A 23,307-nucleotide genomic window follows, 5' to 3' on the forward strand; every position below is an offset into this window, starting at 1 on the left:
GTCACTCAGTGGTTCATCGAGAAAATTTTTGATTGCTTCTTGCGAAGCAATTTCGAATAACTCAACACCTGTGAGTGTCCACACAGATTTGCTTGTCATATTGTTAAAGAGCGTTGCCAACCTTGGCGTTCTTGCGAACCGTCCCAAGTGACTAGGGGTGTGTATTTTACACTTCCCGTTTTTGGCGTCAAGCGTTTATTTTAAGAAGATTTCCCAGCACTGATTTTTAGTCACCAATGTGAATATTAATCGTTGCCAAAAGCCCTTGCATAGCGCTTCCACCTGAGCTAAATCCCAGAAGAATTTTAACTCCCACCTCTTTATTAAAAGAGAGACTGATTTAGCTTCAAGTCCCGTACTACCTATGCTTTCGATTATTTCTAATCTCTAAACATTAGTCTAGTAGGCCTGCTGTGCCGTGTCAGTGGATGCGCATTATAGGGATGTAAGATTAAAGCGCAAGAGGCTTTCTTAATATAATTAGAATATTCGAATCAAGTGAACAACATTTACTCGACACGCTGTTTTAAACAGCACGCCAGCCTATTTAACGAACTTATAGATGAAGGCTAGCGATCATATTCTTAGTTTTATATAAGTTCACTATGTTCAAAATCAGGTTTGCTGAAGCGGAAGTTAGTGGTTTAGGGCTTAAAACAAAAATACCCCGACAATTCGGGGTATTTAGTTTCAAGTACATTGCTAACTACTAAGAACTTGCTTAATTACAGGCAAGCGTTAGCTTGTTAGTTTTGACTCGCAAGATAAGCTGGTACATCCGCAATCGAATCTAATACGACTGTCGCTGCTGCAATCGCGTCATCGGTAACTGACTTACCCGTTCTAACAAGAATTCGTGTCGGTACGCCCGCCGCTTCGGCAGCCAACATATCGTCACGCTTATCACCGACCATAACCGACTGTGAGAGATCGATTTTTAAAAATTGTGCGGCAGACTTAAGCATGCCAGGCTTTGGTTTACGGCAATCACAATCAATTTTGTATTCGCCAACGCCTTTTTCTGCATGATGAGGGCAATAGTAGATCCCATCTAGCTCAACGCCTTTGTCGACAAAGTTCCAGTCCATCCACTCAGTTAATGAGTGAAACTGATCTTCACTGTACATTCCTCGAGCAATACCGGACTGGTTGGTTACAACAGCAAGCAAATATCCCATCTTTTTAAGAGATGCACACGCGTCAAACACACCGTCTATATATTCAAAATCGTCAACTTGGTGTACATAACCATGGTCTAGGTTGATAACGCCATCTCTGTCTAAAAATACCGCTCGATTCACAATACATTCTCTCTTATATGCAATGACTATTATTATTCCACTCATTCCAACAAAATGCACCGTGAACTTGCTATAAAGCATCTAATATCGTGTAATGAATAAAATATACAGTCCTTATTTTAAGGATTGATACAGGTTCAATTAACGCAATGGAATAATAAGATGTCTAATATCTACCATCAAAGACGCTCTGAACTGCTCGAGCAGTTACCAAATAACAGTTTAGTGTTGGTTGCTGGCTATCAGCAAAAAGTGCGCAGCAAAAATATCAAATACCATTTTAGACAAGATAATGACTTTCTCTACTTAACCGGTTTCGACGAACCCGATGCCATTGCATTACTTATTAAGGGTGATGTGAACCAGTACATTTTATTTTGTCGCCCAAAAGACCCAGCTCAAGAGGTTAGCTTTGGTGTGCGAGCAGGAGTTGAAGGTGCAGTAGAAGTTCACGGTGCAGATAAGGCGTATACCGTCGCTGAATTCGAACATACTCTTTTACCGCTTCTGAAAGGTATCAACACTATTTATTTAGGGGATGAACTAGGGCGATTCTCGTCGCAACTCATAAGCTGGTCAAATCATCATCGACATCATTGTTCTTTCGATACACCTAAGCACTTTACCTCGATAAAGCCTTTAGCTGAGGTGTTACACAGCAAGCGTGTGATAAAATCTAAGGACGAACTTACGAAAATACGCTCTGCAGTTGCCGCCTCGACAGCTGGCCATAAGGCTGTCATGCAGGCTTGTAAACCTGGCGTCAATGAGCGAGAGCTCTCATCACTATTTGACTTTACTATCGCAAAGTATGGCTGTAATGATGTCGCCTACCCTAGTATCGTCGCTGGCGGTAATAACGCCTGTTGTCTGCATTATGAAGAGAACTGCTGTGAATTGTCTGAAGGACAGATGCTGCTTATCGATGCTGGCGGTGAATTCAAACATTACGCCGCTGATATTACCCGAAGTTACCCTGTTAATGGCAGGTTCACACCTGAGCAAAAAGCTATCTATCAATTAGTGCTCAAGGCACTGGATCAGGCCATCGAAAAAGTTCGACCTGGGGCGGCTTGGAATTCCCTTTATGAAACATGCATGCAAGTGATGGCAGAGGGACTTAAGGAGCTTGGTCTCTTAACCGGCACTATTGACGAGATCATGACAAGTGAAAGTTATAAACGCTTTACGGTACATAAAACTGGCCATTGGCTAGGCATGGATGTACATGATGTTGGCCCGTATCACGACAATAAAGGTCAGTGGTGCACACTTGAAACTGATATGGTATTTACCATAGAGCCGGGTATTTATTTTCCTGAAGATGCCATGGATATTCCCGAAGCTTATCGCGGGATGGGGATCCGTATCGAAGATGATATTTTAGTCACCGAAACAGGCTTTGAAAACCTATCTGTCCATGTGCCTAGGACAATAGAAGAGATTGAAGCTTACATGGGAAGCTAGAGCTGTTAACTTCCTGCCCCTGTATTGATATTAGAGCTAGGTGCCAATGAAAATGGCAGCTTTTTTATTGCGCTTAGCTCTACTCCCTGCTCAGCTCTCAATAACACCTAAAACAATGGATTCGATGTACTACACTAAAAGTAGTATCTGATAATCAGCGCATATCCATTCTCATGCAAGCTCACAAACCTCAACTTAGAACACACAACCTCCCTTCTGCCACTGATAGCCCTTTGGCCCGAAAGATAGGCTTACCTCTACTGACACTTTATGGTTTAGGTACCATGCTCGGTGCTGGGATCTATGTGTTAGTTGGAAAAGTAGCAGCTAATGCAGGAATGCTCGCCCCGCTCTCTTTTATTGTAGCCGCCATCATCGCCTACGTTACTGCACTCAGTTACTGTGAGCTAGTGTCTCGTTTTCCTCAAAGCGCAGGTGAAGCCTGCTATGTTGAACAGGGCTTTCACCGTCGCTATTACGCCATCATTGTCGGTTACCTTGTGGTGTTTACAGGCATTGTGTCCTCGGCGACATTAATCAATGGCTTTGTCGGCTATTTAGACCATTTCGTCGAGATCCCTCACCACATCAGCATACCCGTAATGCTGCTTTTACTCGGTCTTATCGCAATATGGGGCATTGCAGAGTCACTCTGGCTTGCGGGGCTGTTAACCGTTATTGAAGTATTCGGGCTGTTACTCGTGATTATTATCGCTGGCAGTGCACTTCCCTCATCCATCGAACTGCAACAGGCTTTTATCCCTGAAAGTACACTCGTTCTTGGAGGCGTTCTCAGCGGCGCATTCTTGGCTTTTTATGCTTTTATCGGTTTTGAAGATATGGTCAATATTGTTGAAGAGGTTAAGTGCCCAAACAAAACTATGCCCAGAGGGATAATACTGGCATTTATTAGCGCAAGCCTACTGTATGTCATTGTTGCGCTAGTGGCTGTTTTCTCTCTTCCTTTAGAGCAACTTGCGGCCTCAGAGGCTCCACTTAAAGATATCCTAATTATCCACCATCCCATGGCAGGTACTCTAATCAGCATCATCAGCCTATTTGCCATTCTAAACGGCATATTAGTTCAGATAATCATGGCTGCCCGTGTGCTATATGGTATGGCTCATCAAGATCGAGCCCCGGCTTTTTTCGCCAAAGTAAACAGCAAGACACAAACGCCGATTATAGCCACCATTATCGTTACCGCAATAGTGTGCTTTTTCGCACTTTGGCTTCCCCTCGTCACACTGGCCAAAACCACCAGCTTTATTATTCTGATTATTTTCGCTTTAGTGAATCTGTCACTTTGGCGTGTTCAGCGTCAAAGCACTACAGACAAAATGGCTAACCGCCGAGGCTGGCCTCTTACTGGCACTTTGTTGTGTATTTTTCTATTAGGAGTTCAGATTATTAGCTATGTTTTCACTTAATTCAGGTTTTTGAAGCGATTATAGTGCAAGCAATAGTTATTACCCATTTAGACATGATTCATTTATTCATAGCAGCGGCTTAGTGACAGCAGTTTTAGATACTGCTATCTAGGCATATACGCATCGACATTAACCTAGAGTGAGCAACTAAACTAAAAGTTCGACTTTGCCCACTCGCTGAGTTTATCTATTGGTTTGGGGAAACCTAGGGCATACACAAAACGGTTCTCACTGTCTTCAAACACATTAGTATTAACCGCGAGTAACACAAAGCCTTCACCTAACAAGGTACTAGCATCCTGACTACACTCTGTTTCGATTATTTTAGTAATGTTAAGGAGAACTTCTTGAGCGCCATCCATTGTTAGTTTATCCATGAAGATCCTCATACTAACCCGTTATTATAACCATTGTAGAATACACAAGCCGAGGTAACGAAAATCGGACTCCTACCTTACCTCTAATCAATCCTATTATTCCCTCTTTAAAATCATGCTCTCATTTGCTGGCTATCCCCTCGCAAACTACAATCAAGGGTACTTGGTTTTTAGTCCCCAAAACTTAAACCAGCGAGCCTTGCCCACTAGCCAGATGGAGTCAAAAATGGATACAGACTACTTAATTGTCGGTAGTGGTATATCCGCATTAGTGTTCGCCGCTCTGAGTGCAAAGTCTGGTAAGAAGGTCGTGATACTAGAGGCACATGAATACCCCGGTGGATTTGGCCACACTTTCCCTATAGGGAAGCATTACAAATTCAATGCCCAGCTTCACTACGTCTGGAATTGTGGTGAAGGTGAAACGGTCAACAAAGTTCTTAAGAAACTAGAGTTAGATAAACAGATCACTTTCGAATCATTCGACCCCCAAGGTTTCGATCATATGCGCATGCCTGGATATCAACTCGATATCCCCTATGACTCAGAGCTACTGCTTACAAGGCTTAAGCAACTGTTCCCTAAGCATGCTAAGCAATGTACTGCATTCATCGATGAGGTCAGGCGAACTGCAGATGGACTCAGCGTGCTATCCGCTGACGAACGATTTACAAATATCCTTAAAAACCTAGAACTCGCCGCAACCGCCTACCGGAATATCAGGTTTACTCTGCAGCAGAAGTTTGACAAGCATCAGTTGCCATTGGAGGCACAAACATTACTAGCACTCCAGTGGCCCGATTTTCTGCTTCCCCCAAATCAACTTTCATTTTGTGCCTGGGTACTATTGTTTACTGGCTATCAGAGGGGAGCCTATTATCCCACTCATCATTTCGAACATGTGATTACGACCTTGGTCGACAGCATTAAAGCTAACGGTGGACAGATCATTTACCAGACTCAGGTCGACAATTTTGTTTTAGAGAATAATCGAATCGTAGCGGTGGAAGCCACAGATCTAACCACCAATAACACGCTACGCTATGATGCTAAGTGCACTATTTGTAATATGGATCCCAAAAAAGCCGCCCATCTAATCGGCATAGAAAAGTTCTCTTTGAAACTCAGAAGACAATTGAACTATGACTATTCGGCGTCCAACTTTATGGCCTACTGCGCTGTTAAAGATATTAATCTTGAAGAATATGGCTTTGGTAAGTGGAATGTTTTTCACTCCAGCCACAAGGATCTCAATCTAGCCTTCGACGCCATGTATAACCAACATGATTACTCAGCCCCGAGTTTCGCCATATCCACCCCCGGCTTTTTAACCCAAGACAACTCGGATAGACCCGAAGGTCATCAGATCATCGAGTTCGTTACTGTCGCAGATTACCAATATTTTAAGGCGTTAAAGTCGCGAGACCCGAGGGCCTATAGACAGAAGAAAAGAGCAATATTAGATGCCATAGTGAATACGGTAGAAAAGCATTACGTTCCAGGCTTTAGAGAGCACTTAGCTTATAAGAGCACGGGGAGCCCGACGACAAATGAAGACTTCTGCTGGTGCCCTGAAGGTAACTCATACGGTTCGGCGATGACTCCTAGTAATTTCAACCTGTGGCGATTAAATCATAACAGTTCGTTAAAAGGACTCTACTTTTGTAACGCCTCCTCAGGATATGCTGGATTTGCAGGCACATTTTGGACCGGAACTAAGCTATATCAGCACCTTAGCGGAGAGCGCATTCTATAATTTAGTGACTACAACGCTAGAGTTAAGATTATGGGAGAAAAATAATGAAGTTTGCGATTATAGGTGGCGGAGCCAGCGGCATGATAACCGCTTACTATCTGAGCAAGCAGGGTCACCATGTTACGGTATACGAGAAGCAAGCCATACTAGGTGGCCATATACGCACAGTAAACAAAAACATAAAAATCCCCAACGTCCCACAAAATATCACTCTGGAAGGCGGTGTGGTCGAGTTTTCCAATAACTTTAAACATTTCATCTCGCTAATGGATGAACTCGGCATTGAACTTAAGCCCTTAACTGTAGGTTCGGCTCTATTTAAGCGTAATAACAAGCGCTTTCTCTCACCCACTATGATCACCGGAAATACCAAAGGCTTGTCCCTTATACTTGAGTTCTTCAAACTGATTTGGGTTTATCTCTCTGCCAACTGGCTACTATTACAGACATACTTCAAGCCCGCCTCATCACTTAGGAATAAGCCTTTAGCCGATTTTGTCAGTCAACATCAGGTCAAAAATACTTGGTTAAAGCTATTTACTATGTACTGTTTCTCTATCCCCTACAAAATCATAATGAAAGTACCCGCGGAGTTAGCTTTTAATATATTTAGGCGTTATTTTCGGGCTGACTGGAGACGTATAGATGGCGGTGTCTACAGCTATATAGAGAGAATTGAACGCCGCTTAAGGGGCACTGTGATTGTTAACGCGCATATAAAATCTGTGCTCCGCTCAGATAATGGTGTCACGCTACAATTTAACGATGACACGAGTGAGCATTTCGATAAGCTGGTATTAGCCGTGCCACCCGATCAGGTGCTAATACTATTATCCGATCCGAGTGCAGCTGAGCTTATGTACTTTTCTCCTTGGGAGAAAAACACTGCCAAAACAGTGCTACACAATGACCCTCAGGTATACCAACGCTTTGGGATAACCCATCCGTCTGAATTCGATTTCTTCCAAACCCAGGCAGGCTGGGGCTATAACGCTAGTCTCAATCGGATCTGTAACTTAGCGCCACAGCAGCAATACAGTTTGGCTTACAATATTGATGCTTTGATCGCGCAAGAAAAAATCATTCAAACATTTGAACACCACACACCACTTTATACTGTCGAGGCATTTCGTTATCGGCGCAAGATTATCGATAACAATGGTGACAATCACACCTACCATGTCGGCGCCTATCTCTATGACGGTTTGCATGAAGGTGCCGTGTTATCAGCCAAAAAAGTGGCTGAGTTGGTGCAGCAATCAAGTAAGGATAAACGCTAAATCTCCCACAAAAGTTGACTCTTTGCCAAACTTCAGCCAATAAAAAGGAGCTAATGTTCGCTCCTTTTTGCATTGTTCTTCAGCTTATACAACTACCGGTGTCTTTACTGCCTTGTACAAAATAACAGTCACTAGTAAATGAATCCCTGCATGCCAGTATTCCGCTATATATAGTAAGAAAGAGATTAAAATAGTACTCTCGATAAAAATTAACTTTTGAATTGTATTCACTTTAAAAAACTCCATTTTTAAAGTTCAGACTCAGCTTCCGTATAAAGATCATCGAAGTATCAAGCATACTAATTAAACCTATCTATCCGGTAAGGGCTTAAGTCGATATCCGCCTGTTTACCTAACACTTCTTGCGTTAATAACTTAGCGGTTATCGCCGACCAAGTCAGGCCTAGATGTTGATGACCGAATGAGAAGAACACGTTAGATTGCTTTTGGCTGCGTCCCAGCACTGGCAGACTATCAGGCATAGAAGGTCTAAAACCCATCCAGCGTACACCATCCTCTACTGTTGCATCGGAAAATAGCTCTGGTAGCAATGCTTTAGCATGAGGAAACAAACAATTTGCTCTCGCTTCGACTAAGGGGGCTTTTAACCCCCCGAACTCAACTGTACCCGCTAATCGAGTACCATCACGCATAGGAGTGATGATGAACTTACGATTATAAGAAGCAACCGGGCGTGACAAACGGCTTCGCTGAGGCATCATCAAATGATAGCCTCGCTCGGTTTCCAAAGGCACCGAATAACCCAGCTGTTTAGCAAGAGGCTTCGACCAAGCACCCGAAGCAATAATCAGGCGTTCAGTTTTGTGGCTACCCGCATTCGTCTCTAAGGTAATACTTGGATCCGTATTAGAGGTATTAATCTTAACTAACTCTTCGGTAACAACCTGCCCGCCCATCTCTTTAAACTTGGCCTCTAACGCCAAACATAAACGATAGGGATCTTCTGTATGACCAACATGAGTAAAATACAAGGCATTGGTGATATTAGTCGTTAATGACGGCTCTAGCGCTCTGACTTCATCTCCAGAAAGTAACTGCAAATCCACCCCAGCATCGGCATATGCGCGATACTCTTTCTGTACTTCTTGGATCGGAGTGCCTTCAAATACCAGCAAGCTGCCATTCAAGGTCAGCAGCTTTTCACAGCCACAAAATGCGGTAAGAGACTTCATCGCAGCAATTGAATCTTGATTTAGTGCTTTAATCGCTCGACTGTTTTGAGCTCGTCGTGAAGGCAACATATTGTGTAGAAAGCGAAAAAACCAAGGTAGCGCCTTTAAAAAATATTTGGGTTGAATGCGAAACGGCCCAAGTGGGTCCAGCAACATGCCCGGTAACTTAGGTAACATGGCTGGATCTGCTAAAGGAAACACTTGTTCGGTAGCAAAGTGACCGGCATTGCCCTTAGAGGCTCCCGTGCCTGCGCCCTCTTTATCCACCACTGTAACGTTAAAGCCTGCGCGTTGTAACTCGATGGCGGCGGCTAATCCGACAATTCCTGCGCCGACAACGGTCAGTGTGTCAGGATGAGCATTATTATTCATAAGCTTTTTCTCCACTCAATTTTCTTTGACACGATTAACGCAACATAAAGCCATTTTGGAACACATCATCAGGATCGATAAAGAACTGGTGCTTACCTGTGATGTAAGAGCGACCCGAAACCTCTGGTATCACCCCCTGCTTGCCATAAAACTCAGACTCTGAAGATGCACTGACAATCATTCTGCCATCCACTATGCTTTCTATCATTATAGGTGTGTTTAAAGCGACCTCCCCTTTGGCGTGTAATAACGCCACCCGGCCTGCAACTCCAGTCCCAGTTGGTGAGCGGTCCACCTCTCCATCAGCAAACACACACACATGTCTGGAGTGCGCCTCAGGGTTAGTCACCTTCTTAGAAGTAAAGATGGTGCCATATAAAAAGCTCAAGTCCTCTTCAAGGGGATGCACTAACGTATGTGTTGCCATTACAGCATGCTTAATGCGTCGCCCAACATCAATTAACTGCGCAACATTATCTTGACCGCAACTAACACCATGAGCGTCGGCATCAACATACGCATAATAGGCCCCACCAAATCCAATATCGTAGCGCACCTCGCCAAAGCCCGGCACATTAACCTTGCAATCCAACGCGTCAGCCCATGAATCTACATTTTTAAAACTTGCATGAATGTTACCTTGCGGATCTCGATACGCTTTTGCGGTAATCAAACCTGCTGGCGCATCGATTTTTATCGTGCGTGGCTCTTGACCTAAATCGATAGAACTGGTTTGGCACATCACCTTAACTAAGGCCAAAATCCCGTGGCCACACATGCTGCTATAACCTTCGTTGTGCAGGAAAAGCACACCAAAATCGGCCTCTTCCGTTACAGCCTCAGTAATAAGTGCACCATACATATCAGCATGCCCTCTTGGCTCATGCATTAGTAATTTACGATAAATATCAAGGTTTTGCTGCACATATTGGCGTTTCTCTAAGATAGTTGAACCTTTGATCTCTGGATATCCCGAAATAATAATCCTCAACGGCTCCCCTTCAGTGTGAGCATCAATGGTGACAAAATCTTTGAAATTGCTCGATAAATTCGGGGTTATTGTGATCGACTGCATATTTTTATTGCTCCAGAGTTAACATTTGGATATTGTATACAATAATTACTGTGGTTTTAGTAGTATTAATTTAGATACATTCCCCAAACAAAAGGGTTTCAATTTAAATACATGCGTATACAATATACCAATACACACCTAACTCCAAACGCTACATAGCAGTAATAGAAGCTTAATATGAAAGTGGATTGGCAAGGTGTTTTCCAGCAATCTCAACACAATTTATGTATCAAGTTTACAGAGCAAATCTGTTGACCGTGGTAGTGAAAACGTACGTCTACCTCGTCTAACACTTATCGGTGAAGAGCGTGCATACGTTGAGCAAGTGATCGCTCATGCACTAGAAACTCGCATAGATTTGGACAAGTACAATATCGACTAATTAAAGTTTGATGTTTATAAAGCCAGCCATTTAATGCAAATTAAACGACTGGTTTTGATCACGATATCGCTAACAATAACGAAAATAATAATGATAACAATGGAGTGTTTTACATGCTAAAAGGCACGTTTTTTTGCGTTGATGCTCATACCTGTGGCAATCCTGTCAGACTAGTAACAAGCGGACACCCTCACCTTCTCGGTGATAACATGAGCGATAAACGCCAACATTTTCTTCGAGAGTATGATTGGATCCGTAAAGCCTTGATGTTTGAACCTCGCGGTCACGACATGATGTCAGGTGCTTTTCTTTACCCTCCTTGCTCAGACAACGCCGACGCTTCAATCCTATTTATCGAAACCAGTGGCTGCTTACCTATGTGCGGCCATGGCACCATAGGCACCATCACCGCCGCCATCGAGTCAGGCTTATTAACGGCTAAAACACCTGGACAACTCATTATCGATGTTCCAGCCGGACAGATAAAAATTGATTATCAGCAAACAGGTGAAAAGGTCGACTGGGTAAAAATTTATAATGTCGCCGCCTACTTAGCTCATCAGGATCAAATCTTAGACATTCCAGGCCTTGGCACACTTAAAGTAGACGTGTCATATGGTGGTAACTATTACGTTATTGTCGATCCACAAGAGAATTTCCCAGGGCTTCGTCACTGGAGTGCCGGTGACATTTTAAAGTGGAGCCCGATTGTAAGAGAAGTCGCCCAGCAACAACTTACTTGTGTTCATCCTGATGATCCTACTGTCAATGGCGTGAGTCATGTACTTTGGACTGGTGACACCATTAGTGATGGCTCCGACGGTGCCAATGCAGTTTTCTATGGCGACAAAGCCATTGACCGCTCTCCTTGTGGTACGGGAACCAGCGCACGTCTAGCACAGTTATTTACCAAAGGCTTACTCAGCGTGGGTGATGAATACACCCATGAAAGCATTATCGGTAGCCAGTTTATCGGCCGCATAGAAGCAGAAACTACAGTCGGCGAACATAGAGCAATTATGCCAAGTATCAAAGGCTGGGCACGGATCATCGGCAAGAACGCAATTACCGTAGATGATAACGACCCTTATGCATTCGGTTTCCAGGTAGTGTAACCCTACAGAATTACTAATTGAGCTTTAAACTCAGGAGCAAACATGACAGATTTAACCCAAGTTGCTATTTCAGGCCAACACTTTATTAATGGTGCATGGACTAACGAGTCAACCGACTTTAGCAGTACTAATCCTGTAACCAACGAAGCACTCACATGGCGCTTTGCAAATGCAAGCCAAAGTGTCGTTGAAAGTGCTACGGCTGCCGCTAAACAAGCTTTTGTTCAATACCGTAGCCTTGCGCCTACTCGCCGTGCAGAGTTTTTAGAGGCGATTGCCGATGAAATTCAAGCTGACATAGCAGCAATTACTGAGACGGCTCATTTAGAAACAGGTTTACCTATGGCGCGCCTTCAAGGTGAAACTGGACGTACTTGTGGTCAACTAAGATTATTCGCTGGCAACTTAAGAAACCCTATCGATAACCGCTATGTAGATCTTGCTAACCCAGAAAGAAAGCCTCTGCCAAAGCCTGACACCAGATTGACTACCCTGCCACTTGGCCCTGTTGCTGTTTTTGGTGCATCTAACTTCCCACTTGCATTTTCAACTGCAGGTGGCGACACAGCATCGGCACTTGCTGCCGGCTGTACGATTGTTGTTAAAGGCCATCCAGCGCATGCCGCAACCAGCGAACTTGTCAGCCGAGCAATCGAACGTGCAGCAATTAAGTGCGATATGCCAAACGGCGTTTTTAATCTGGTACAAGGTTTTGCACCTGAGGTGTCAACAACACTCGTCACTGACCCAGCCATCAAAGCCGTAGGCTTTACTGGTTCGCTTAAAGTTGGCCGTATCTTATCTGACCTATGTGCCGCACGTGCTGAACCTATTCCATTTTATGGCGAATTAGGTTCAATCAATCCACAATTTATCTTAGCTGAGATCTTAGAAGAGCAAGCTGAAAGCTTAGCATCGACTCAAGTTCAATCTATGCTGATGGGACACGGACAATTCTGTACTAGCCCTGGTGTCATCGTCGCTGTAAAAGGTGATGCACTTAACCGCTACAAGGCAACTTTGGCACAAGATGTTGCATCTCAAAGTGCAGCAAGTATGCTGACTGCCGGTATCGCCAGCACTTACCAAGCGCAAATTGAAGCGCTAGTGGCTAACCCTAAAATCGAGCTTATCGCTCAAGGCGAGTCTTCGCCTGCTAACCACTTTACTCGCCCAACAGCATTAAAAGTGTCAGCAAGTGACTTCATCAATTCTGTCGAAATTCAGCAAGAAGTGTTCGGTCCATGTGCTGTCTTGGTCGAGTGTGATGACCGTGCTCAGATGCAGACTATTGCCGAACAACTTGAAGGGCAACTTACCGCATCGGTACACGGTTTAGAGTCTGAAATCACAGAAAATAGAACCCTTATTGAAGCCATAGCATTCAATGTTGGCCGTTTGATTTTCAACCAGATGCCAACAGGTGTTGAAGTGTGCCATACCATGAACCACGGTGGTCCATACCCAGCCAGTACCGATAGCCGTACAACCTCAGTAGGCTCTGCTGCAATGGCACGATTTGAGCGACCTATTTGTTATCAAAATATGCCAAATGCACTGCTACCAACTCGCGTTACTGAAGGCCAAACTGGCGTCATTACGTTTTAAGTATGTCAAAAATGTGAAAGGGAAACCTATGGTTTCCCTTTCATTATAATGGCATTAGCGGTAACCTAGGACGGATCAACTTGTATAAATAACAAAAAAATCGGGAACTATGAGCAGAACAACACCTATCGTCCATAAAACTCGCACACAAATTGTGGTCGAGGTGCTTAGGGAAAAAATCCTTTCCGGTGAAATTGCGGCAGGAAAGCCTTTACGTCAAAGCGCCTTAGCTGATGAACTAAATGTTAGCCGAATTCCGGTCAGAGAAGCCTTATTGCAACTGGAAGCCGAAGGCTTAGTAAAATTTGAAGCCCATAAAGGCGCGACAGCAACACTCTTGTCTGCTGAACATGTCACCGAACTTTTTGAATTACGAGCACTGATCGAAGGCGACTTACTCGCGAAGTCGATACCTAACTTAAGTGAAGAAGATCTCAATCAAGCCGAAAGTATTCTGCAAGAGATGGATGCGGCTTTCCAAGATAAAGATCAAGTTGAAAACTGGAGTGGATTAAACTCAAAATTTCATACTTGCCTTTACAGTGCGGCGAACCGTCCACACACACTTGAAGTTGTTCAAGGATTAAATACTAGTTGTGACCGTTACGTTCGATTGCAACTATTTCTGGCTAGCGGTGTACCTAAGGCTCAACAAGATCACCGTGAGATACTTGAATATTGTAAGAAGAAAGATGTTGAAAAAGCCGTCGAGATTTTACGCGCGCATATCTTACACGCTGCCGCAGCGATCCGCGTATTAGTTAGCCAACAAGACGACTAGCTCACTGTTTGATTAGCATGATCTTTGCTAAGCTTCACTTATACAGATCCCATAAGGCAGAGCTCAGGTTCTGCCTTTTTAATTGATAGAGAATACCTAGATGCAGTACGCCACAATTACTGGTTGGGGAAAGTGTGTTCCGCCCGCCACCCTAACAAATCATGATCTTGCAACATTTATCGAAACTTCTGACGAATGGATTAAACCACGTACAGGGATCAGTCAAAGACACATTAGCCACGTAGATACGTCTGCGCTAGCCTCTGTTGCCGCAAAGCGAGCACTCGCAGCTGCGGGGATCGATGGTAGTGAGCTAGACATGATTATTCTTGCCACTGCGACTCCAGATACCCTGATCCCAAATATCGCTTCAACAGTACAAGCCGAAGTCGGCGCAACCTGTGCAGCTTTTGATATCAACGCCGCATGTAGTGGCTTTTTATATGGCCTAGGCCTAGGTAGTTCACAGATCAAGAGTGGACAATGTAAGAAGGTACTCGTGATCGGCGCTGAGCGTCTTTCATTCTTCCTAGATTGGTCTCGTCGTGACACAGCTGTACTTTTCGGTGACGGCGCCGGTGCAGTAGTGTTAGAAGCAACTGACGAAGCGATTGGTGTATTGGGCTATGAGCTAAATAACGATCCTGATGGCCGTGATATCCTAAAAGCTGGGTTTGGTACGGCTATGGATAGATTCGAAGCCTCATCTTTAGATTTTTATATCGAATTTAACGGCCAAGAGATCTTTAAGCGTGCTATCGCAGGCATGGGTAAATTAAGCACTAAAGTTATTGAAAAGTGCGGTATCGATAAAGAAGAGATCGATTGGGTTATTCCTCATCAGGCGAACGAACGTATTATCGATACGTTAATTAGCCGCATGAAGATCCCGAAAGAAAAAGCGGTTGTGAACATTGCCAACTATGGTAACACTTCTGCAGCGACCATTCCGATTGCGATCTGTGACGCCCTAGAGCAAGGTAAAATTCAGCCGAATCAAACCATTTTATCTTGTGCATTTGGTGCAGGCCTAACGTCTGCTGCAGCCTTGATAAAATGGGGTGATAGAGTCACACCAATTCACACTAGCGATGCAGAGTTACCACCTTGTGATAAGACTGGTATTGAGCTTGTTGCTAAAGCAGTAAAACACTTCTGCGGCTAACGCTAAAGTTTGTACTCGCATGAACTAAAAAACACCGATTCATATCGGTGTTTTTTTATAGCCATTAAATATGGTTATGATTAGTATTATAAGTCCAACTCATCCCAATATACCGCCTGAGAAAAATAACTACCTATCTGATTATTAAGCTTACTGAAGCTTGATAAAGCCCGGTCTTCGCCACTTAAACACTGCCAAACGAAGCGATGGCAATTATTATCAAACAAGTCATAATCTCGATAATTGAAAATGGACTGCTTAGCTCTTTCGAGCACTTTCTCACCAATTAATGCTTGATGCTGATGATCACAGGCTTGGTAGATACGGCTTCCCGTACGCCCAGCCAAGAAACGCTGTACCGATACTGCGCGAACCAAACCACTACCGTGTAACTCCACCAGCGTATTATCACCAATCCAGATCCCAGTATGCTCAATCACGCCAAATACAAAACAACAAACAATACCACCAGGTTCGGGTGCTACCATCTTGCCGCCAGTTTTCCAGAGGCTAGGAGCAAGTTCAGCCGATTGCCCCAAGCGATGTTCACTATTGGCCTGTCCCAGCATACGCTTCATAGCTATGGTTTTTTGCTTCTCTCGCTCTTCGGCAACAATCGCCGCGCCAACCGCAGCAGCCCCTAACCAAATTAACGGAAATGCCATCTACCCACCCTATTATCTATCCGAAATCATTCACTAACATCCGAGTTTAGCTAACTACGCTTAGCGAATAACTGCACAGCTAACTGTATTCACACTCACTATAGTTAATATATCCAATGGTTTTCAGTCTATGAAGACTAAAAATGTAACTAATCCTATTGCAAGTACGTTAATTATTGCCCCTTTTACTCTAAGCAAAACCGACAAGCGGTCATTATTAAAGCTTAATCTTTATGAGATTTCCCCCCATAGAGTCAAGCTCAACAACTAGAGTTAATTTATCGCTAACACGTTGAATTAAGGATTTTAATACACTACCTTAATATAGAAGGATTAAGCATAGGAGTCATTGATGAAAGGAATTATCTTCGCTGAGTTTCTCGATCTCGTAGAGGACACTTTTGGGCTAGATATTTGCCAGAAGATGTTAGATGAGAACGAAAATGACGGGGTATATACCAGTGTTGGCACCTATGATCACAAAGATCTAGTCAAGCTCATTATTAGCCTGAGTAAATTGACCGGAGTCTCGGCTGATGAGTTACAGAGGATCTATGGAAAATCGGTTTTTAACACTTTATATAACAGCTTACCGGGTCTCGAAGGCAAAGCCGATTCCACCTTCAGCTTTATCAAGAGTGTAGAAGAGTACATTCATATTGAAGTGAAAAAACTCTATCCTAATGCCAACCCTCCTAGTTTCAATTTTATTTCAGCAAGTAAAACTCGATTAGTTATGGATTACCTGTCTGCCCGTTGTATGTCTCACGTATGCTTGGGGCTTATTCAAGGATGTGCTGATCACTTTGCAGAAAATATCAATATTCAAATGGACTCTATCAACGACGAGCAGTCGCAAGTACGCTTTACCATCACTAGACTCGACTAGTTTCAGTGTGAGCACCAATTATGCCTGATAATGAGATCAATAAATTAACTGAAAGAGTTAACTTACTTTCGCAAAAGATCGAACGAGAAAAAGCAGCGAAAAAAGCCGCCGAGAAATTGCTCGAAGAAAAAAGTCGCGAGCTTTATATTGCGAAACAGCTCGTCGAAGACTCGTTAATGAATATTAAAGAGAAATCAGAGCAAGATATCGCACTGCTACACTTTAAGTCCTATCTAGAATCTATCCTTCTCGATTTTAATCAATTATTTCTACAGAAGCCGATTTCAGAACTGTTATTACAAAGGCTACTCGATGATCTTATTAGCATAGATGAAATAAAAGCCAGTAAAATCCGCTTCAAATCATTAAGTCACAAAAACAAATTCAAGACCTTTTCAGCAGGAAACAGACACCTATTCCAATCCGGTCCCAGTGAGAAGTCAGCACTATTCTGGAGTGATGATCACCGACAGATCGACATTATTATCAATGCAGATACGCTCATTTTAGGCTGTTTAACCTTGGTCATCGACTCGCCACGTTCATGGCAACATACGATTGAGAAGCAGCTGCTTCTCTTTTGTGAAATGATAAGTGCTGCACATCAACGCCAGCAACTTTTAGCGAAAACTATTGAAGAAAAGCAACGCGCCGAAAGCTCAGAGCAATCAACAAGAGACTTCGTAGCCATGATTAACCATGAGCTAAGAACGCCTTTAAACGGCCTTCTAGGCTCAGCAGAACTTATGAGTGACACAGAGCTGACACCTCACCAACAGCAGCTATTAAGTACTATGCAACAATCTGGTGAATTGTTACGAGTCATCATCAACGACCTGCTCGATTTCAGTAAAATGAGTGCGGGTATGCTACAAATTGTAGAAATAGACTTTTCGCCTAAACAACTTTGTAAGATGATTTTCGACATTTTCAAACAGAGAACTGAGGAATTTGGCCTAGGATTTTCGTTTAACTACCAAGATGATATTCCAGCTAGCTTAATTGGCGATCCAGATAGAATTAAGCAGCTATTTGTTAATCTAATTGGTAATTCCATCAAGTTTACCCAAGTCGGTCAAATAACGGTGGAAATACACTGGCAAGATGGGGAGTTTTGCTTTTCGGTCGCAGATACTGGCTGCGGGATCCCAACAGATAAAATTGATACTTTATTTGACCCCTTTACCCAAGTTAACAACACAAGTAACCGTGCATACGAAGGAACAGGACTTGGATTAGCGATATGTAAACACCTAATAGATGAGATGCACGGCGACCTGACATTAACATCACAACTAGACCAAGGTACAAAGTTTAGCATCAGGCTACCTTTAAAAGTTGCCGTGCCAAGCCAAAAAACAGATCATGTCAGCGAAGTCGACTTCCCTATCAATACCCTGTCAGTCTTGGTGGTTGAAGACAGTTCGGTTAACCAGGTGCTCATTGAAATGATCTTAGCTAAGTTCGACATCAACCCAGCCATTGTCAATAATGGACTAGAGGCCATAGAGTTCCTCAACAATCATCAAGTTGATGTGATTTTTATGGATTGTCGTATGCCAGTAGTCGATGGCTTTGAAGCCACTAAACGACTTCGAAATTCTGGTTATAGCAAGCCAATTATTGCTTTAACGGCAAGCACAACCTCCACCGAAACAGAGTTGTGTTATCAATGCGGCATGGATGGAATTATTAATAAACCCTATCAGAAGCAGGAGATAAAGAATGTACTCATAAAGTGGGGGACAAAGCTTAAATAATACCCCTTATAAAATGCAGAATCATACTCGTCAATAACAGCTTAGCCAAGCAAATCAAATAACCTCAGTTCATCGTTGCCCGCAATACCCGCTATCTGGGCCAGCAATAGCTCGCCACAAGCCAGAGCATCGACCGCCGCATTATGCGCTGCATAGACGGGTAAGCCATAGCGTTGGCGACAGGCATCCAGCCTTAGACTCCCCTCTTTGATGACATCGACCTGCCTCAGCAGGCGCCTCTTCTCAACGGCCATAGTATCGATAGCCACAAACTGAATCGTTTGACTGTAACAGCGTTGAATTTCGGCTTTTAAGAAGCAAAGGTCTAACGGTGCATGATGAGCGACAAGCACATGGCCCTTAGTCTGCTCTAAAAACCACGCCATGGCCTGCTTGGCGCTCACGGCCTCGGTCAATTGATTATCTACAATGCCATGGATCACCGCGCTATCACCGACACTGCCATCGATACTTACTAACAGGTGTTTTGATTGCGACACTTGCAGAAAACCCTTGTGAATGGGTATAAGGCCGATACTCAAGATCTGATCAAACTGACAGTCCAGCCCAGTCATTTCCAGATCGACAGCCATTAAGGGCAGCTGCGACAAAGGCTTGGAGATCTGCGATATCAATGCACGATTATAATCACTAATTACAGCATCTTTAGACAACAAGGCATTAAGCTGTAATCGTGTTTTTAAGTAAAAATCTCTCAAATAAATAGCCTCAATTTCCCATTCTCAAATAAAAGCCTCAAATTAACAGCCATAAACATTTATCATGGATTTATCCTTTTATATACCGTTAGTAACTACGCATCATTTTAAGCTTTAACCCGACCTGACCGTCGTGTACCACTTTGAATGCATCCCTTAACTGGTGCCTAACTAAAGAGGAAAGATTCTGGGGCATCAGATAGTTAGTCACAGGTAAGGACTGAGTATATTGGTAGCCTTGATTCGACAATCGCATATGCGCAATAAACTCATGGGCATCGGCTAGATTGAGCGCATCTTTACGATTAATGATACTTTGATCCATTAAGGCACGGATGCGTTTAGCTGTATTGACCTCTTTAATTCCCGCAGAAAGCGCATACACCCGTGCAATATCGGTTATCAAGGCATTGCCTTTATGTTTTAAATCGATGCCTTTCACTTCACTGCCGTCTCTTTCCAGTACAAATTTTCTAAAAAAACCTAGCGGTGGCGAGCTAGTAAGTGAATTCCCCGTTAAGCCAGCAAGAAAGATATCGTTATCTTTAGTGTTACTCAGTACGGCATCTTGCAAGCCATCGAATAATGTTTGTGGGCCATAGACGCTGCGCATATCAAAGAAGATACTTGCATGCATTAACGCCTTAGGTTCTGGGGTATTGACCCAGCTATCGAAGACCTGTTTCCATTTATCCAGAGACATGCGCCATTTCGGATTTTGCGCCATGATATCACCTGGACAATATACGTAGCCGCACTCATCAAGCCCTTTACACACCGCATGTGACAAGGCGTCAAAATAACCTTCAGCCGCTTCATCAGGCTCATGAGCAAGCAGTAAACCGTTATCTTGATCTGAGCAAGCGGCTTGATCTTGTCGGCCTTGAGAACCAAAAGCTAACCAACAAAAAGCCATCGGCGCTTCACCTAGAATTTGTTGGTTGAGGACAATCAAACGCCTTGTCAATGCATCGGTGACGGAAGTTAACACCCGTCCGATCTCCTCGGCTCTGGCATCGGCACTGATTAAGTTTTGTAGCAGCAAGGGAATTTGCTTACTGACTTGAATGAGGCTTTGTAGATCTTTTTGCCGCTCTATCTCTCCTATTAGTAATAAGGGTTGAGAGCTTTGGCCACGCAGAATATCGGTGCTCGTAACCACCCCCATAGTCACACCATTGTCGACAACGGGCAGGTGATGAATATTGTGCTCGCTCATCAGTAGCATGGCCTCAAACACCAAAGAGTTAGATTCTATCGACACAGGAGTGGTCGTCATCGCCTGATGTACGGGCAAACTAGCATCTAGATTTTCGGCCAAGACGCGGTTACGTAGATCCTTATCGGTTAAGATCCCTACCAGCTTGTTATTATCAATAACCAATACAGATGAGACTCGAGAGGCGCGCATCAATCGACTCGCCTCGGCCACACTGGCTTTCATGTCTATGGTCAGGGGCGACTTTGACATCAGCGTCGTGACTCTGCTCGTTGTGGTTAGATCTTTAGCCTTAAATCGTCCCTGATGGCGCAAACGCTTGGCAAAGGCACGGTTAAAGAAGCGATCAAACTCGCGACTCTCTTGGCGAAGGAAATCAAACATATTAGGCGGTAGATGATAAACTAAACCATCTTCAAGAATAGCGACTCGATTACTGGCGTCCTCGCCAGATAGAAGCGAAGGGAAGCCGAAATAATCGCCCTCACCTAACCTATCGAGTAATTCGCCATTTTTATCCCGCACCTCAAATGCCCCGCTGCGCACGATATAAAGCTGAAGGTTAACGGGATCGAGCGGTACAAAACTAGAAGCTTTGCTGTAATAGCCGACACTTAAACTTTTACAGCATCGCTCCAGTGTCGCATTAGATAAGGTATCGAAGGGGACAAGCCCCTGTATAAAATCTGTGATGGGTTGAAGCTCACTTGCATCCATAGATCGACTGCCACAGTTTGAGATAATAAAACCATACCAAATTCAACCTAGTACAGATATTCGACTAATGGCGTAAAAGAAGTTCACTTTACAATTTTAGGAGTGTAAAAGAAAAATATCGGGGCTTAATAGTCCCATTTTCGTCTATTAAGCCCCTCAATTAAAACAAGCGTTATCAACGCTGCAGATTGTTCACTTTATTGACTAGGGTTTCACCATGAAAAACCGTGCCTAAAATAGCAATATCTTTGATATCCATAGGTTCAACCTTTAGTGGATTCTCCTTTAATATCGTGAAATTAGCGGTTTTCCCTTCTTCAATTGTACCAATAATTTTCTCAAGGCTTAATGTTCTCGCAGCCGTCGAGGTTATTGCTTTCATCGCGGTATAGGCATCAATACGTTGCTCTTGAGAAAGCAGGCTATTGTTAGCCGTCACTCGATTAATTGCAGTCCAAGCTAAGGTCAGAGGTTCAACCGGAGCCATGGCAAAGTCTGAGTGAAATGAAACTGGCACGCCTCTGTCTGTTAACGATTTAACCCGAACTAGCGAGCCTGCGCGCTCAGCCCCTAAGCCGTCGGTAGCATATTTATCTGCTAACGCCCAAAGATAGAAAGGGTTCACTGACGCCTCAATCCCTAAACCTGCAATCTCATCGGCTTGCTTATCAGTAAAGTACCCCATGTGATGCAAAGTAAGGCGGTGATCCTTTTTAGGGGTGCGCTGCTGATCTTCTGCGTTGTAATCTAGCACCTGCTGAATACCGAGATCGCCATTGGAGTGAACATGGATCTTATAATCACTTTGCCAATATAAACTTAACTGCTCTTTAAACAGGGGCAGTGGTGTCATCCACTCCCCTTTATGGCCATCGGGATAACCCTCTTGCATCTGCATTAAAAGAGAGTAAATAGCGCCATCGGCAAATAACTTAACCTGTTTAGGCAGGAACTTAATATTATCTGTATTATATAGCTCCGGCAGGGTTTCCATCACTTCCATCGCTTTATGATTATCATTTCCGGCCATAGCGTACAACTGAGTACCGTTAGGGATCAGATAAACATCATAAGGTGGATTCTTATCCATCTCCTGCTTAAGCAGGTCATACTCCATCTTAAAATCTGAGCTGGGAAAGCCTGGCTCAGCGATAGTCGTAATGCCGTTTTTACGAATAAGTTGGGTCATCTTAGCTAAGCCAGCTTTATATGACTCAGGATCAACCAGAATATGGCTAATCTTAGGCACTAATGCTAACCAACCTCCCTCATAAAAATGTCCATTTTTCCAATCGACCTGAGGGTTGCCGCTAAAATCACTCTCTTTAATACCAAACATCTCAATGGCTTTATCATTAAGAAAGATCTCATGAAATGAGCGGTGAATAACCGCAACAGGCTTATCAGGTGAAAGTTTATTGAGAGTCTCACGGTTTAGTTTGCCGTGCCAAAGCTGATGATAACCCCATACAAAGAACATCTTGTCAGATTTAGCATTGTCTTTAATCGACTGCGATAAGCGCTTAATGTAAGCATCTGGGGTTTGCACACCTTCTTTCACACCATCAGGAAGCACCCAGTCATGAGGCGCTATCACTTCGTTCGGTAACATCAACGCTGCAATTGAGGGGTGAAGATGGGGCTCAATAAAACCTGGCATCAGAGTATTGCCCTTTAGATCGTATTGCTCAGCCTTCCCCTCAAAGCGTTTAAATGCCTCGGCTTGCCTGCCGGTAAATACAATTTTGCCTTCTCGTTCAACAACAGCTTCAACATACTGGGGCTTATCACCAACCATGGTCAGGATATCGCCACCAAAGAAGAGAGTCTGCTGTAACTGATAAGGCTTGGGCTCTATCTCTTGCTTAACAACGTCAGCTTGGGGATTATTTCGCAAGGTTTTCGGTTCATCTTGGCTGCAGGCACTCAGTGCGGCAACGAGGGCGATGGTTCCAATAATTCTAAACATACGTGTCGTCCTTTACGTGATTAAAGCTCAGAGTGGAGCTAGATAGGTAACAGAGTTAATCAATAAA

Annotated in this window: 19 protein-coding genes; 11 read left to right on the top strand and 8 right to left on the bottom strand. The window is 43.7% G+C overall.

Annotation, left to right across the window (positions count from 1 at the left end):
* Positions 1–746 precede the first annotated feature (746 nt).
* Positions 747–1,346 (bottom strand): D-glycero-beta-D-manno-heptose 1,7-bisphosphate 7-phosphatase, encoded by a 600-nt coding sequence (gene gmhB / locus Q1A86_RS13400; RefSeq protein WP_299807363.1) that lies wholly within the window; start codon positions 1,344–1,346, stop codon positions 747–749.
* Between the two features lie 117 nt (positions 1,347–1,463).
* Between gmhB and Q1A86_RS13405 the strand changes: the two genes are divergently transcribed.
* Complete coding sequence (locus tag Q1A86_RS13405) at positions 1,464–2,768, top strand: aminopeptidase P N-terminal domain-containing protein (RefSeq protein ID WP_299807365.1); 1,305 nt, start codon at positions 1,464–1,466, stop codon at positions 2,766–2,768.
* A 233-nt stretch (positions 2,769–3,001) separates the two neighbouring features.
* Positions 3,002–4,198, top strand: coding sequence for an APC family permease (locus Q1A86_RS13410; protein WP_299807367.1), 1,197 nt, complete (start codon positions 3,002–3,004; stop codon positions 4,196–4,198).
* 152 nt (positions 4,199–4,350) lie between these two features.
* Here Q1A86_RS13410 and Q1A86_RS13415 read toward each other — a convergent pair whose 3' ends face one another.
* On the bottom strand, positions 4,351–4,575 hold the full coding sequence (locus tag Q1A86_RS13415; protein WP_299807369.1) for a hypothetical protein: 225 nt from the start codon (positions 4,573–4,575) through the stop codon (positions 4,351–4,353).
* A gap of 226 nt (positions 4,576–4,801) precedes the next feature.
* Between Q1A86_RS13415 and Q1A86_RS13420 the strand changes: the two genes are divergently transcribed.
* On the top strand, positions 4,802–6,331 hold the full coding sequence (locus Q1A86_RS13420; RefSeq protein ID WP_299807371.1) for an NAD(P)/FAD-dependent oxidoreductase: 1,530 nt from the start codon (positions 4,802–4,804) through the stop codon (positions 6,329–6,331).
* 44 nt (positions 6,332–6,375) lie between these two features.
* Positions 6,376–7,611: an FAD-dependent oxidoreductase gene (locus Q1A86_RS13425; protein ID WP_299807373.1), complete on the top strand. Its 1,236-nt coding sequence runs from the start codon at positions 6,376–6,378 to the stop codon at positions 7,609–7,611.
* 299 nt (positions 7,612–7,910) lie between these two features.
* Here the strand turns inward: Q1A86_RS13425 and Q1A86_RS13430 are convergent, their stop codons facing one another.
* Together Q1A86_RS13430 and Q1A86_RS13435 are read right to left on the bottom strand one after the other, a co-directional pair.
* The gene (locus tag Q1A86_RS13430; RefSeq protein WP_299807375.1) at positions 7,911–9,176 is read right to left on the bottom strand and encodes an FAD-binding oxidoreductase; all 1,266 of its coding nucleotides are present in this window, start codon (positions 9,174–9,176) and stop codon (positions 7,911–7,913) included.
* A gap of 34 nt (positions 9,177–9,210) precedes the next feature.
* Positions 9,211–10,251, bottom strand: a complete 1,041-nt coding sequence (locus Q1A86_RS13435; protein ID WP_299807377.1) for a proline racemase family protein — start codon at positions 10,249–10,251, stop codon at positions 9,211–9,213.
* 196 nt (positions 10,252–10,447) lie between these two features.
* On the opposite strand from Q1A86_RS13435, the gene Q1A86_RS13440 reads away from it, so the two are divergent.
* The 5 genes from Q1A86_RS13440 (at position 10,448) to Q1A86_RS13460 (ending at position 15,302) form a co-directional block, all read left to right on the top strand.
* Positions 10,448–10,633 (top strand): hypothetical protein, encoded by a 186-nt coding sequence (locus Q1A86_RS13440; RefSeq protein ID WP_299807379.1) that lies wholly within the window; start codon positions 10,448–10,450, stop codon positions 10,631–10,633.
* Positions 10,634–10,746: 113 nt separating this feature from the next.
* Positions 10,747–11,748 (top strand): 4-hydroxyproline epimerase, encoded by a 1,002-nt coding sequence (locus Q1A86_RS13445; RefSeq protein ID WP_299807381.1) that lies wholly within the window; start codon positions 10,747–10,749, stop codon positions 11,746–11,748.
* A 42-nt stretch (positions 11,749–11,790) separates the two neighbouring features.
* Complete coding sequence (locus Q1A86_RS13450) at positions 11,791–13,356, top strand: aldehyde dehydrogenase (NADP(+)) (protein ID WP_299807383.1); 1,566 nt, start codon at positions 11,791–11,793, stop codon at positions 13,354–13,356.
* A 109-nt stretch (positions 13,357–13,465) separates the two neighbouring features.
* Positions 13,466–14,137: a GntR family transcriptional regulator gene (locus Q1A86_RS13455; protein ID WP_299807385.1), complete on the top strand. Its 672-nt coding sequence runs from the start codon at positions 13,466–13,468 to the stop codon at positions 14,135–14,137.
* A 100-nt stretch (positions 14,138–14,237) separates the two neighbouring features.
* Positions 14,238–15,302, top strand: coding sequence for a ketoacyl-ACP synthase III (locus Q1A86_RS13460; protein ID WP_299807387.1), 1,065 nt, complete (start codon positions 14,238–14,240; stop codon positions 15,300–15,302).
* A gap of 86 nt (positions 15,303–15,388) precedes the next feature.
* Here the strand turns inward: Q1A86_RS13460 and Q1A86_RS13465 are convergent, their stop codons facing one another.
* Positions 15,389–15,967, bottom strand: a complete 579-nt coding sequence (locus Q1A86_RS13465) for a lecithin retinol acyltransferase family protein (protein WP_299807389.1) — start codon at positions 15,965–15,967, stop codon at positions 15,389–15,391.
* A gap of 352 nt (positions 15,968–16,319) precedes the next feature.
* Here Q1A86_RS13465 and Q1A86_RS13470 point away from each other — a divergent pair, with 352 nt between their 5' ends.
* Positions 16,320–16,856, top strand: coding sequence for a heme NO-binding domain-containing protein (locus tag Q1A86_RS13470; RefSeq protein ID WP_299807391.1), 537 nt, complete (start codon positions 16,320–16,322; stop codon positions 16,854–16,856).
* Between the two features lie 20 nt (positions 16,857–16,876).
* On the top strand, positions 16,877–18,616 hold the full coding sequence (locus Q1A86_RS13475) for an ATP-binding protein (RefSeq protein WP_299807393.1): 1,740 nt from the start codon (positions 16,877–16,879) through the stop codon (positions 18,614–18,616).
* Between the two features lie 41 nt (positions 18,617–18,657).
* Here the strand turns inward: Q1A86_RS13475 and Q1A86_RS13480 are convergent, their stop codons facing one another.
* From Q1A86_RS13480 to Q1A86_RS13490, 3 genes are all read right to left on the bottom strand, one after another.
* On the bottom strand, positions 18,658–19,335 hold the full coding sequence (locus Q1A86_RS13480; RefSeq protein WP_299807395.1) for an exonuclease domain-containing protein: 678 nt from the start codon (positions 19,333–19,335) through the stop codon (positions 18,658–18,660).
* An 88-nt stretch (positions 19,336–19,423) separates the two neighbouring features.
* Positions 19,424–21,271, bottom strand: a complete 1,848-nt coding sequence (locus tag Q1A86_RS13485) for a DUF294 nucleotidyltransferase-like domain-containing protein (RefSeq protein WP_299807397.1) — start codon at positions 21,269–21,271, stop codon at positions 19,424–19,426.
* A gap of 175 nt (positions 21,272–21,446) precedes the next feature.
* Positions 21,447–23,240, bottom strand: coding sequence for an amidohydrolase (locus tag Q1A86_RS13490; protein ID WP_299807399.1), 1,794 nt, complete (start codon positions 23,238–23,240; stop codon positions 21,447–21,449).
* Between the last annotated feature and the right edge of the window lie 67 nt (positions 23,241–23,307).

Source organism: uncultured Shewanella sp. (assembly GCF_947497935.1).
Classification (GTDB): domain Bacteria; phylum Pseudomonadota; class Gammaproteobacteria; order Enterobacterales; family Shewanellaceae; genus Shewanella.